Annotated in this window: 12 protein-coding genes; 6 read left to right on the plus strand and 6 right to left on the minus strand. The window is 62.4% G+C overall.

The genetic code is table 11. The annotated features are described in order from the left end of the window. Positions 1 to 46: 46 nt before the first annotated feature. Complete coding sequence (locus HB675_RS10215; RefSeq protein WP_213878181.1) at positions 47 to 250, minus strand: I78 family peptidase inhibitor; 204 nt, start codon at positions 248 to 250, stop codon at positions 47 to 49. An 82-nt stretch (positions 251 to 332) separates the two neighbouring features. Further along, positions 333 to 695: a cupin domain-containing protein gene (locus HB675_RS10220; protein ID WP_213878182.1), complete on the minus strand. Its 363-nt coding sequence runs from the start codon at positions 693 to 695 to the stop codon at positions 333 to 335. A gap of 184 nt (positions 696 to 879) precedes the next feature. On the opposite strand from HB675_RS10220, the gene HB675_RS10225 reads away from it, so the two are divergent. Next, positions 880 to 2373, plus strand: a complete 1494-nt coding sequence (locus HB675_RS10225; RefSeq protein ID WP_213878183.1) for an aldehyde dehydrogenase — start codon at positions 880 to 882, stop codon at positions 2371 to 2373. 99 nt (positions 2374 to 2472) lie between these two features. Continuing rightward, positions 2473 to 3618, plus strand: coding sequence for an MFS transporter (locus HB675_RS10230; RefSeq protein WP_213878184.1), 1146 nt, complete (start codon positions 2473 to 2475; stop codon positions 3616 to 3618). Between the two features lie 23 nt (positions 3619 to 3641). On the opposite strand, the gene HB675_RS10235 is transcribed toward HB675_RS10230, so the two are convergent. Both HB675_RS10235 and HB675_RS10240 read right to left on the minus strand, forming a co-directional pair. Next, positions 3642 to 5195, minus strand: coding sequence for a phospholipase D family protein (locus tag HB675_RS10235; RefSeq protein WP_256737510.1), 1554 nt, complete (start codon positions 5193 to 5195; stop codon positions 3642 to 3644). Positions 5196 to 5200: 5 nt separating this feature from the next. Continuing rightward, positions 5201 to 6643: a PLP-dependent aminotransferase family protein gene (locus HB675_RS10240; protein ID WP_213878186.1), complete on the minus strand. Its 1443-nt coding sequence runs from the start codon at positions 6641 to 6643 to the stop codon at positions 5201 to 5203. Positions 6644 to 6812: 169 nt separating this feature from the next. Between HB675_RS10240 and HB675_RS10245 the strand changes: the two genes are divergently transcribed. Beyond that, positions 6813 to 7049 carry a DUF1127 domain-containing protein gene (locus tag HB675_RS10245; protein ID WP_213878187.1) on the plus strand — a complete coding sequence of 79 codons (237 nt, stop codon included), beginning with the start codon at positions 6813 to 6815 and terminating at the stop codon, positions 7047 to 7049. An 11-nt stretch (positions 7050 to 7060) separates the two neighbouring features. On the opposite strand, the gene HB675_RS10250 is transcribed toward HB675_RS10245, so the two are convergent. Then, entirely contained in the window at positions 7061 to 8371 is a 1311-nt protein-coding gene (locus HB675_RS10250; RefSeq protein ID WP_213878188.1) for an FAD-binding oxidoreductase, read from the minus strand. Positions 8372 to 8480: 109 nt separating this feature from the next. Between HB675_RS10250 and HB675_RS10255 the strand changes: the two genes are divergently transcribed. After that, positions 8481 to 8834, plus strand: coding sequence for a YkgJ family cysteine cluster protein (locus HB675_RS10255; RefSeq protein WP_213878189.1), 354 nt, complete (start codon positions 8481 to 8483; stop codon positions 8832 to 8834). A 9-nt stretch (positions 8835 to 8843) separates the two neighbouring features. Here the strand turns inward: HB675_RS10255 and dadR are convergent, their stop codons facing one another. Continuing rightward, a complete protein-coding gene (dadR, locus tag HB675_RS10260; protein WP_008366790.1) occupies positions 8844 to 9332 on the minus strand; it encodes a transcriptional regulator DadR in 489 nt (162 codons plus the stop codon). A 154-nt stretch (positions 9333 to 9486) separates the two neighbouring features. Here dadR and dadA point away from each other — a divergent pair, with 154 nt between their 5' ends. Together dadA and alr are read left to right on the plus strand one after the other, a co-directional pair. Continuing rightward, positions 9487 to 10785 carry a D-amino acid dehydrogenase gene (gene dadA, locus HB675_RS10265; RefSeq protein WP_213878190.1) on the plus strand — a complete coding sequence of 433 codons (1299 nt, stop codon included), beginning with the start codon at positions 9487 to 9489 and terminating at the stop codon, positions 10783 to 10785. Between the two features lie 53 nt (positions 10786 to 10838). Further along, the gene (gene alr / locus HB675_RS10270; protein WP_213878191.1) at positions 10839 to 11906 is read left to right on the plus strand and encodes an alanine racemase; all 1068 of its coding nucleotides are present in this window, start codon (positions 10839 to 10841) and stop codon (positions 11904 to 11906) included. The last annotated feature ends 13 nt before the right edge of the window (positions 11907 to 11919 follow it).

The raw sequence follows: 11919 nt of genomic DNA on the forward strand, positions 1-11919 counted from the left end.
GAAAAAAACCCGTCTCTTTCGAGACGGGTTTTTTTTTGCGGTTTTTTTAACCCATTTTGAAGCCGTTGACCCTGTCGTTCTCATTGGTTTCAACGGTGATCCGTTCGGGATCATAATCTTTCGTCTTTGGCTCCCCTGGTCCGACTACAACCTTGGCACCGGTCCTCTCGCGGATGTAAGCCGCCAGGCTTTTGGCGTAGATGACTCCGTACAACGGTGCCAATTTTTCGTTGATTTCCTGGGTATTCATAGCGGGCTCTCCTTGAGCGTCATATGTCCGTAATGGACCCTGCCATCATTGGGCTCGTCCGCTCGCATCGGGGCGTAAATAGTTATGATTTCTGCTCGAACGTCACGTAAATCTTGCGGGTTGGCTCCAGCACCTCCCAAGTGCCGCGAAAGCCTGCCGGAATGACGAAACGGTCGCCCGCACGCAAGGTCTTGGCGCCCCCGTCCTCATCGCGCAGCACTGACACGCCCTGGACGATTTCGCAGTATTCATGCTCGGTGAAGGTGACGGTCCATTGCCCGATCTCGGCCTCCCAGACCCCGGCATTCATTTGTCCGCACGGGCTCTCGTAATGGTTGTAGGCCGTCTGGTCAGGCGAACCCTTGATAATTTTCTCCGGTGCGGGGCTATAGCGCTGGGCATCGACCTGGTTCAGGGCGAAATCCACAATCTGTTCGATACTCATACTCCAGACTCCCATTGGCTGTTTAATAAAACATACAGATAACGGCTTTATGCCAATTTCTGTCAAATATATTGATAATCGACACGCGGCTGGTTTAGGGTAATCGGCCTGTATTGGCTTCACGCTTCGCGCCGCGCTGCCCCTCAGGCAGCGCCCAACCAAATGAACGAACGGAGGATTCGCGATGAGTAACCTGACTCGTGCCGATTGGGACCAGCGTGCCCAGCAACTGAAGGTTGAAGGCCGCGCCTTTATCGACGGTGAGTATACCCACGCGGCATCCGGTGCCACGTTCGAATGTATCAGCCCGGTTGACGGCCGCCACCTGGCCAATGTCGCCAGCTGCGAGGCCGAAGATGCCCAGCGTGCGGTAATCAGTGCCCGTGCCGCGTTTGACGGAGGTGCCTGGTCGCGCCTGGCGCCGGCCAAGCGCAAGGCTGTAATGATTCGTTTCGCCGCCCTGCTCAATGAGCATGCCGAGGAACTGGCCTTGCTGGAAACCCTCGACATGGGCAAGCCCATCAGCGATTCGCTACAGGTCGACGTGCCCGGCGCGGCCCGAGCGCTGAGCTGGAGCGGTGAGGCCATCGACAAGATCTATGACGAGGTCGCCGCCACGCCCCATGACCAGTTGGGCCTGGTGACTCGCGAGCCGGTGGGCGTGGTCGCGGCTATCGTGCCGTGGAACTTCCCGCTGATGATGGCCTGTTGGAAGCTTGGCCCGGCGTTGTCCACCGGCAACAGCGTGGTCCTCAAACCCTCCGAGAAATCGCCGCTGACCGCCATTCGTGTCGCTCAACTGGCCATCGAGGCCGGCATTCCCAAAGGCGTGCTCAATGTCCTGCCGGGCTACGGCCACACCGTCGGTAAAGCGCTGGCCCTGCACATGGATGTGGACACCGTGGTGTTCACCGGCTCCAGCAAGATCGCCAAGCAACTGATGATCTACGCGGGCGAGTCAAACATGAAGCGCGTGTGGCTGGAGGCCGGTGGCAAAAGCCCGAATATCGTCTTCGCCGACGCGCCCGACCTGCAAGCGGCGGCCGAGTCGGCGGCCAGCGCCATTGCCTTCAACCAGGGCGAAGTCTGCACCGCCGGCTCGCGCCTGCTGGTGGAGCGCTCGATCAAGGACCGCTTCCTGCCGCTGGTGGTCGAGGCCCTCAAGGCCTGGAAGCCCGGCAACCCGCTGGACCCGGACACCACGGTGGGCGCCCTCGTCGATACCCAGCAGATGAACACCGTACTGTCCTACATCCAGGCCGGCCATGACGGTGGCGCCAAGCTGGTGGCAGGCGGCAAGCGCATCCTCCAGGAAACCGGCGGCACCTACGTGGAACCGACGATTTTCGACGGCGTGGACAACGCTATGCGCATCGCCCAGGAAGAGATCTTCGGCCCTGTACTGTCGGTGATCACCTTTGACACCCCCGAAGAGGCTGTGCGCATCGCCAACGACACGCCTTACGGTCTGGCAGCGGCGGTCTGGACCTCGAACATCTCCAAGGCGCACCTGACCGCCCGCGCCTTGCGGGCTGGCAGCGTCTGGGTCAACCAGTACGACGGCGGCGACATGACTGCACCTTTCGGCGGCTTCAAGCAGTCGGGGAATGGCCGCGACAAGTCATTGCACGCCTTCGACAAATACACCGAACTGAAGTCGACCTGGATCAAGCTGTAATAGTCGTCACACTTCCTGCGCAGCCGGGCTTTCTTGCCAGAGAGCCCGGCTGTGTTGTTTCAGCGCGGTCGGATGGTGAATGCGCAAGGAGCGTAGTCAATGCGTTGGGGGACTTATTTCGCTGTGCTGAGCGCCGTGTTGAGCGTCGGCCTGGCGCTGGGCGTGAGCATGCCGCTGGTGTCGCTGCGGCTTGAGGGCTGGGGCTACGGCGCCTTTGCAATCGGGGTCATGGCCGCTATGCCAGCCATTGGCGTGCTGTTCGGTGCCGGGCTGTCCAGCCGTCTCGCGGCGTGGCGAGGTACTGCGGCGTTGATGCGCCTGTGTCTATGGGCAGGGGCATTGTCGGTGGGGTTGCTGGCCTTGTTGCCCAGCTACCCGGTGTGGCTGGTGCTGCGCCTGCTGATTGGCAGCGTGCTGACCATCGTCTTCATCCTCGGCGAAAGCTGGATCAATCAGCTGGTGGTGGAGCGTTGGCGCGGACGTCTGGTGGCGTTGTACGGCAGCAGCTACGCCCTGAGCCAGTTGGCCGGACCCTTGCTGCTGGGGGCTCTGGGCACCGCCAACGATTACGGCTTCTGGACTGGTGCGGGGCTGCTGTTGCTGTCGCCCTTGCTGATGCTGGGCCGCCAGGGCGCACCCCGGACCCAGGCCGCTCATGTGTCCCTGGCCGACCTGGCCGGGTTCTGCCGTGGACTGCCGGTGATCGCCTGGGCCATTGCGCTGTTCGCCGCCTTCGAGGCGCTGATCCTCACCCTGTTGCCAGTGTATTGCGTGAGCCAGGGCTACAGCACGTCGGTGGCCTTGTACATGGTCAGCGTCGTGGTGGTGGGCGACGCGGTGTTGCAGCTGCCCATTGGTGCGCTGGCCGATCGCATGTCGCGGCGCACGCTGTTCGGCGCCTGTGCGGGGATGTTGCTGATCTCCAGCCTGGGGGTACCGCTGCTGATTTCGACGCCGCTGATCTGGCCACTGTGGGTGTTGTTCGGCGCCAGTGCCGGGGGGCTGTTTACCCTGTCATTGGTGATGATCGGCGAACGCTACCGCGATGATGCGCTGGTGCGGGCCAACGCCCATGTGGCGCAACTGTGGGGCGTGGGCTGCCTGATCGGGCCGTTGGCGGCCGGGGCGGGCAGCCAGTGGGTCAGCGGGCATGCGCTGCCGCTGTTCATGGCGGCGGGGGCGCTGGGGCTGGTGGTGCTGGCACGGCGGCGTGATCCGTTGGAGGTCCAGCACAGTCCTCTCTGAGCCGGGTTGTCAAAGCCACGAAGCTACAACATCTTTTCCAGCCCGATGGTCTTGCTCAACCAGGCATTCAATCGGCGCCACCAATCCCCCGGTTCACGGGTCAAGGTGTGCAACTGGCCGTTGTCCTCGGTTACCCAAACCAACTGGCCATGCTTGAGTTCGGCCTGGTAACTCAGTGTCGGCGACATCCCTTGCCGCGCGAGCTCGCGCAAGTGTCCGGCCAGCTCCGGGCTGTCCACGAGCACGCCGACTTCGGTGTTCCACAACACCGAGCGCGGGTCGAAGTTGAACGAGCCGATGAAGCTGCGTTGTCGGTCGAAAATCATCGCCTTGCTGTGCAGGCTGGATTCCGAGCCGCCGCGAAAATGATGGGCTGCGTGGGGGTCGTCACCCGGCTGGCTGCGCAATTCATAAAGTTTTACGCCATGCTCCAGCAAGGCCCGACGATAGGGCGCATAACCCCCATGCACCACAGGCACATCGGTGGCTTCCAGCGAGTTGGTCAGCAGGCTTACCGAGACGCCTTCATCGGCCAGCCCGGTCAGGTACAGCAAGCCCTCGTTGCGCGGCACGAAGTAGGCCGAAATCAGCATCAACTCCTGATGCACATTGAGCAATTGCGGCGCCAGCTGGGTGGTCAGCAACAAGTGCGGGTCTGGTTCGCCATTGGACAGGATCTTGCTCGGTGCATCCCACAGTGCCTGCCCCCAGGCCCAGATCAGCTCGTTGCGCCACTGGTTCATGTGCGGCTCGGTCTGGTAGCTCATCAAGCGGTCGTACAGTTCCGGGTGTTCTGTGCGCGATTGTGCCAATGAACGCTCCAGCTTGCGTCGGGTCCTGGCCAGGTCCCTGGCGGTACGCTGCAGGATCAGAAACTCGCTGATCGGCCGGCTCACGGGGCTGTTCCAGTATTGGTCGAAGCTGTACCCCAGCTGCGTGGCCACAGGGCCGAAACTCATCAGATCGATATCGGTAAAGTTCAGGTTGGGCTCGGCGTTGAAGTATTCATCGCCCAGGTTGCGCCCGCCGACAATAGCCACGCTGTCGTCCGCCACCCACAGCTTGTTGTGCATGCGCCGGTGCTGCTGCGCCAGGTTGAACAGCCGACCGAGGTCGCGGGTCACGCCGGTGCTGCGACCCAGGTGCAAGGGGTTGAACAGGCGGATCTGGATATTGGGGTGGGCGCCCAGGGTCTTGATGATGTTTTCCAGGCCATCACTGGTGAGGTCGTCCAGCAACAGGCGCACCCGTACGCCACGATCAGCGGCCTTGAGCAGTTCATCGACCAGGGCCCGCGTGCTGAAACCGTCATGGACAATGTAGTACTGCAGGTCGAGGCTCTTCTGCGCGTTGCGGATCAGCTCGGCGCGGGCTCGGAAGGCTTCGGGACTGTTGGGCAGCAAGCGAAAGCCTGACTGGCCGGGATGGGCTGCGGCCTGCGCCATGATCGAACGGCCGAAGCTGGAGTTGTCCGGCGCCGTGGCAACACTGCCCTGGCGGGGGCCATTGACGCTGGCACAGCCGGCCAGCGCGGCAAACAGATACAACAGCAGTGGCCGCAGCCAAGGGGTAACCAAGAACCTCATCCTTCTTCTTCAGTGCTCATTTGCATGTCGGCGAGCTGGCTCCGGGCCGCCGCGCCCACACGTTGTACCGCCTGTTCGATGACGGCGTCAGGTTTGCTGGCGAAATTCATCCGCAGGCAATTGCGGTACTTGCCCGACGCCGAGAAGATGCTGCCCACCGCCACCTGTACCTGCTGATCCAGCAAGGCGCGATTGAGGCGCAGGGTATCAAAGCCTGCCGGCAGCTCGATCCACAGCATGAAACCGCCCTGGGGCCGACTGGCGCGGGTGCCGGGAGGGAAGTAGCGCATGACCCAGTCGGTCATCTGATCGCGGCTGCGCTGGTACTGCGCGCGCATGCGTCGCACGTGAGGCTCGTAATGTCCGTCGCGGATGAAGTCGGCGATGCCCAGCTGCGGCTGGGTCGCCGTACAGCCAGTGCTGATGTATTTCATGTGCAGCACTCGGTCCAGATAGCGCCCCGGCGCCACCCAGCCGATGCGCAGGCCGGGCGCCAGGGTCTTGGAGAACGAGCTGCACAAGAGCACGCGGCCGTCCTCATCGAAGGATTTCAGGGTGCGCGGGCGCGGGTAGCTGAAGGCCAGGTCGCCGTAGACATCGTCCTCGATAATGGCCACATCGAAACGTTGGGCCAGGGTCAGCAGGTCACGCTTGCGTGACTCGGGCATCACATAGCCCAGCGGGTTGTTGCAGCTGGGCGTCAGCTGAATCGCTTTGATCGGCCACTGCTCCAGGGCCAGTTCCAGCGCTTCCAGGCTGATACCGGTGATCGGGTCGGTCGGGATCTCCAGCGCCTTCATGCCCAGGCCCTTGAGGGTCTGCATGGCGCCGAAGAAACTGGGCGAGTCCACGGCAACGATATCGCCCGGCTCGCACACCGCACGGATGCTGCTGGACAAGGCTTCGTGGCAGCCGGTGGTCACCACCAGATCGCTGGGTGCCAAATGGCAGCCGGAGTCCAACAGCAGCCGCGCGATCTGCTCGCGCAGGGCCAGGGTGCCCTGCACCGTGTCGTAATACAGGCCGGGCATGTCTTCATGCCGGCTCAAGCGCGCCATGCTGCGCAGCAGCGGTTTCAAGGTTGGGGCTTGGATGTCCGGCATGCCGCGTCCCAGCTGTACCACGTCCTTGCGCGGCACACTGCGGATCAGCTCGACCACCAGGTCCCACTGAGAAATCTCCACCGGCCGCTGGGCGGCGCGGCTGATGGCAGGTAGCGCCGGCAGTTGCCGCGCTTCGGACACGTAGTAGCCGGATTTGGGCCGAGGCGCTGCCAGGCCGTTGTCTTCCAGCACGCGATACGCCTGCTGCACGGTGCTCAGGCTGACGCCGTGCTCCACACTCAGTGCGCGCACCGACGGCAGGCGATCGCCGGGGCGGTACAGCCCCTGCTCGATGCGCGAGCCGAGCAATTCAGCGAGATTGACATACAGGGTCATGGCGTACGCTCCCGCGCTGGACTGAAAGCAATACAGATACGGTCAAAAATCGCCATTCAGGCCATTGAGGACAGACTCTGTATGGAATAAATATCGGAGGTGTGAATCTGTATCGGGATGTGACTAAAGCACATCATTTCCTCAGGCACAATCCAGTGAGGAAATGAAAATGAACGGCTTGAGTGATGTACGTGTGGCGCTGCGCAGTTCCGAACTCGACGCAGCCGCCATCGCGCCGGTGGTGAGCAAGGTCCGCTCGGCGTCTGGCTTGAGTCGTTGGCAGTTGCTGTGGATGCGCTATACCACCCGGCGTCAGCTGCTGACGCTGGACGCCGATCAGTTGAAGGACATCGGGATCACACGGGTGGATGCGCGGGCGGAGGGGATGAAGCCCTTCTGGCGGTGATGATTCGAGACCTAAACCAATTCCTTGAACCGATGCCACAACATCCCCAGCGCCAACAACGGCGAGCGCAGGTTTTCCCCGCCCGGAAAGGTCCTATGGGGCACCTTTGAAAACAGTTCGAAGCCCCGGCTCGCTTGCCCGCTGATGGCTTCCCCCAGCAGCTTGCCGGCCAGGTGTGTAGCATTCAGACCGTGGCCGGAATAAGCCTGGGCGTAAAACACGTTCGGGTGTGCGGCCAGCCGGCCGATCTGCGGCAGGCGGTTGGCGCCAATGCCGATCATGCCGCCCCACTGGTAATCAATCCGCACATTCTCCAACTGAGGGAAAACCTTGAGCATCTTTGGCCGCATATAGGCGCCGATGTCGGCAGGATCGCGACCGGAGTAATGGCACGCCCCTCCAAACAGCAGGCGGCGGTCGGCTGACAGGCGAAAATAATCCAAGGCCACGCGCTGATCACAGACAGCCATGTTCTGCGGCAAGAGTTCATTGACCATCGCTTTGCTCAGCGGCTCGGTGGCGATCACATAGCTACCGGCCGGCAGTACTTTACCGCCCAGGTCAGGGTTGAGGTTGTTGAGGTACGCGTTGCAGCCCAGTACCAGAAAATTGGCTTTCACGCTGCCCTGGGCCGTATGTACACGCACCTGCGGGCCGTACTCGATGCGGGTCACCGCCGATTGTTCGTGCAGGCGCACGCCCAGCGAGGCGGCCACCTTGGCTTCGCCCAAGGCCAGGTTCAGCGGGTGCAGATGGCCCGAGCCCATGTCGATCAGGCCGCCGGCATAGCGATCCGAGCCCACCACACTGCGCATCAGCACCGGCTGCACCAGCCGCAATTCGTGCTTGTAGCCCAGCTTGCGCAGGCCCTCGGCTTCGCGCTTGAAGCCTTCGAAATCGGCCGGTTTATTGGCCAGGTCGCAATAACCCCAGCGCAGATCGCAGTCGATACCGTGGCGCTCGATGCGCTGGCGGACGATGTCCACCGCTTCGAAGCCCATCAGCTTGAGCTCGCGCACGCCTTCCTTGCCGATATGGCGGGCGAACTGGTCGACGTCGTGGCCGACGCCTCGAATCAATTGGCCACCGTTGCGCCCGCTGGCGCCCCAGCCGATGCTGTGCGCTTCAAGCAGGACCACGCTCATGCCGCGTTCGGCCAGTTCGATGGCGGTGTTCAGCCCCGAGAAACCGCCGCCCACGACACAGACGTCCGCTGTGGTTTCATCCAGCAATGGCAGGTGCGGGGTGTGAACGACGCAACTGGCGGCATAGTAAGACGCCGCGCCAGTGCTCTCCGGTACTGCCTGTGCCCGAGCATTCATGGTGTCTGCCTGACCTGTGATATCTGGTAAAAATTTACGGAGCATCGGTCAGGCTTCCTTCGAAGGGTTGCCGGCGCCAGAATGCACCCTTGTTATGCAGGTAACCCCGATGAGTTGCAACCCACACAAAATTTACTTTCTGCGCGAACAGATTCCGTCTTTCGAGTGCGTTCCCGGCTGCCACGACTGCTGTGGCCCGGTAACCACCTCCAGTGAGGAGATGGCCCGCCTGCCGCGCAAGACGCCGGCCGAGCAGGAAGCGGCGCTGGCCAGACTCGACTGCGTGCACCTGGGGCCTCAAGGCTGCACGGTCTATGACGAACGCCCGCTGATCTGCCGTCTGTTCGGTACCACGCCGCGTCTGCCTTGCCCCAACGGGCGCGGGCCGGCACAGATGATCGATCCACAGGTCGAAACACAGATTCATAAGCTGATAGCCAGCACTCGTCAGGTATTGGTTTAGGGTCTTTATTCAGTCAGGTATCGGCAGGTTAAGGCTTTCCTTGACCTCTTCCATCACGATGTAGCTCTTGGATTCACGCACGTGGGGCAGTTTGAGCAGAATGTCGCCGAGCAATTTGCGGTAAGACGCCATTTCTGAAATGCGTGCCTTGACCAGGTAATCGAAATCACCTGAAACCAGATGACACTCCAGCACGTGGGGTAGTTTCAGCACCGCTCGGCGGAATTCCTCGAAAGTGTCACCGGATTTGTAATCCAGGCTGATCTCGACAAATACCAGCAGGCTACCCTTCAGATGCTGCGGATTCAGGCGAGCGTTGTAGCCCATGATGATGCCTTCACGCTCCAGGCGCCGGACCCGTTCAGTGCACGGGGTTGTCGACAGGCCGACCTTCTCGCCCAGCTCGGTGAACGAGATACGCCCATCGGCCTGGAGGATGCGCAGGATGTTGCGATCGATCTTGTCGAGCTCACGCTTGCTTTGATGCTGGGTCCGCACAGTTAATACCCCTCCGTAAAAAGCGATTTTGCCGGGAGTTATCGCCAAATATAGCTGTGTATATAGTGAATTGCACTGCCTCGACTTTTTTAAACTGCGCACATTCAGTGTTTAAACACTTCAAGTCAGCGGATATCCGCGTCGAGGATGAATCATGCGAGTACTGGTGCTGGGCAGCGGAGTGATCGGGACCGCCACCGCCTACTATCTGGCGCGTCAGGGCTGTGAAGTGGTGGTGGTCGATCGCCAGCCGGCGGTGGCCATGGAAACCAGTTTTGCCAATGCCGGCCAGGTCTCGCCGGGTTATGCATCGCCTTGGGCGGCGCCGGGCGTGCCGCTCAAGGCGGTCAAATGGCTGCTGGAGCGTCATGCGCCCCTGGCAATCAAGGCCACCGGTGATATCGACCAGTACGTTTGGATGGCGCAGATGCTGCGCAACTGCACCGCCAGCCGCTATGCAGTGAACAAGGAGCGTATGGTGCGTCTGTCCGAGTACAGCCGCGACTGCCTCGATGAACTGCGGGCCGAAACCGGCATTGCCTACGAAGGCCGCACCCTGGGCACGACTCAGCTGTTCCGCACCCAGGCCCAGCTCGACAACGCCGCCAAGGACATCGCTGTGCTGCAGCAGTCGGGCGTTCCGTTCGAGCTGCTCGACCGCGCCGGCATCGCCCGGGTCGAGCCGGCGTTGGCATCGGTCACCGACATCCTGGCCGGCGCCTTGCGGCTGCCCAACGACCAGACCGGCGATTGCCAGATGTTCACCTCGCGCCTGGCCGAAATGGCGGTCGAGCTGGGTGTTGAATTCCGCTTTGGCCAAGCCATCGAACGCCTGGATTTCGCCGGTGATCACATCAACGGTGTGTGGATCGACGGCCAGCTCGAAACCGCCGACCGTTACGTGCTGGCGCTGGGCAGTTATTCGCCGCAGATGCTCAAGCCACTGGGTATCAAGGCGCCGGTTTACCCACTCAAGGGCTACTCCCTGACGGTACCCATCACCAACCCGGCCATGGCTCCGACCTCGACCATCCTCGACGAAAGCTACAAGGTGGCGATCACCCGTTTCGACAACCGTATCCGCGTCGGCGGCATGGCGGAAATTGCCGGTTTCGACCTGAGCCTCAACCCCCGTCGTCGTGAAACCCTGGAAATGATCGTCGGTGATCTCTATCCCCAAGGTGGCGACCTCAGCCAGGCCAGCTTCTGGACCGGGCTGCGCCCGACCACCCCGGACGGCACACCCATCGTTGGCGCCACGCGCTTCGGCAATCTGTTTCTCAACACCGGCCACGGCACCCTGGGCTGGACCATGGCCTGCGGCTCGGGCCGCTTGCTTGCCGACCTGATGGCGCGTAAAAAGCCGCAGATCAGCGCGGCCGGCCTGGACATTTCCCGTTACGGCGATGCCGGGGAAAGCACCCGACAGGTCCACCCCGCGCCGGCCCATTGATCTGCCTGCGTTGCCTCATCCGACCCTGAAACACACGATTGGAACATGCCGTCATGCGTCCTGCCCGCGCCCTGATCGACCTGCAAGCCCTGCGTCACAACTACCGTCTGGCCCGTGAGCTGACTGGGGCGCGCGCCCTCGCCGTGCTCAAGGCTGACGCCTATGGCCACGGCGCCGTGCGTTGCGCCCAGGCACTGGAAGCCGAAGCCGACGGTTTTGCCGTGGCGTGCATCGAAGAAGCCCTGCAACTGCGGGCGGCAGGCATCGTGGCGCCGATCTTGCTGCTTGAGGGTTTTTTCGAGGCCAGCGAGTTGGCGCTGATTGCCGAGCATGATTTCTGGTGCGCGGTGCATTCCTTGTGGCAAGTCGAGGCCATCGAGCGCACGCCACTGGGCCAGCCGCTGAATCTCTGGCTCAAGCTGGATTCGGGCATGCACCGCGTGGGCCTGCAACCGCGGGACTACCGCTCGGCCCACGAGCGGCTGCTCGCCAGCGGCAAGGTTGGCAAAATTGTCTTGATGAGCCACTTTGCCCGCGCCGATGAGCTGGACTGCGCCAGCACAACCGATCAGGTTGCCGTGTTCGAAGCCGCGCGCCAAGGCCTGGCCGGTGAGGTCAGTCTGCGCAACTCCCCTGCAGTGCTCGGTTGGCCTGACGTGCCGGGTGAATGGGTACGGCCCGGCATCATGCTCTATGGCGCCACCCCCTTCGAAGTGCCCCAGGCCCAGGCGGCGAAATTGCAGCCGGTCATGACCCTGGAGTCCAAGGTGATCTGCGTTCAGGAACTGGCCACCGGTGAGCCGGTGGGCTACGGCGCCCGCTTCGTCACCGGGCAGCCATCGCGGGTCGGCGTGGTCGCCATGGGTTATGCCGATGGCTACCCGCGCCTGGCCCCGACCGGCACACCCGTATGGGTCGCCGGCAAACTCAGCCGGATTGTCGGCCGGGTGTCCATGGACATGCTGTCCGTCGACCTGACCGACGTGCCCGAGGCGGGCGTCGGCAGCCCGGTAGAGCTGTGGGGCAAGCGCGTTCCGGCCAGTGACGTTGCCCAGGCGGCAGGCACCATTCCCTACCAGATCTTCTGCAACCTGCGCCGTGTGCCCTTGAGCTACACCTGATGCACAGCGGGGA

Source organism: Pseudomonas sp. dw_358 (assembly GCF_018449655.1).
Lineage (GTDB): Bacteria > Pseudomonadota > Gammaproteobacteria > Pseudomonadales > Pseudomonadaceae > Aquipseudomonas.

What these genes read in the sequence shown, in the direction of transcription:
- alr (WP_213878191.1), top strand. Translation starts at nt 10,839, where the DNA reads ATGCGTCCTGCCCGCGCCCTGATCGACCTGCAAGCCCTGCGTCACAAC.
- HB675_RS10240 (WP_213878186.1), bottom strand. Translation starts at nt 6,643, where the DNA reads ATGACCCTGTATGTCAATCTCGCTGAATTGCTCGGCTCGCGCATCGAG.
- HB675_RS10220 (WP_213878182.1), bottom strand. Translation starts at nt 695, where the DNA reads ATGAGTATCGAACAGATTGTGGATTTCGCCCTGAACCAGGTCGATGCC.
- HB675_RS10230 (WP_213878184.1), top strand. Translation starts at nt 2,473, where the DNA reads ATGCGTTGGGGGACTTATTTCGCTGTGCTGAGCGCCGTGTTGAGCGTC.
- dadA (WP_213878190.1), top strand. Translation starts at nt 9,487, where the DNA reads ATGCGAGTACTGGTGCTGGGCAGCGGAGTGATCGGGACCGCCACCGCC.
- HB675_RS10250 (WP_213878188.1), bottom strand. Translation starts at nt 8,371, where the DNA reads ATGAATGCTCGGGCACAGGCAGTACCGGAGAGCACTGGCGCGGCGTCT.
- HB675_RS10255 (WP_213878189.1), top strand. Translation starts at nt 8,481, where the DNA reads ATGAGTTGCAACCCACACAAAATTTACTTTCTGCGCGAACAGATTCCG.
- HB675_RS10225 (WP_213878183.1), top strand. Translation starts at nt 880, where the DNA reads ATGAGTAACCTGACTCGTGCCGATTGGGACCAGCGTGCCCAGCAACTG.
- HB675_RS10245 (WP_213878187.1), top strand. Translation starts at nt 6,813, where the DNA reads ATGAACGGCTTGAGTGATGTACGTGTGGCGCTGCGCAGTTCCGAACTC.
- HB675_RS10215 (WP_213878181.1), bottom strand. Translation starts at nt 250, where the DNA reads ATGAATACCCAGGAAATCAACGAAAAATTGGCACCGTTGTACGGAGTC.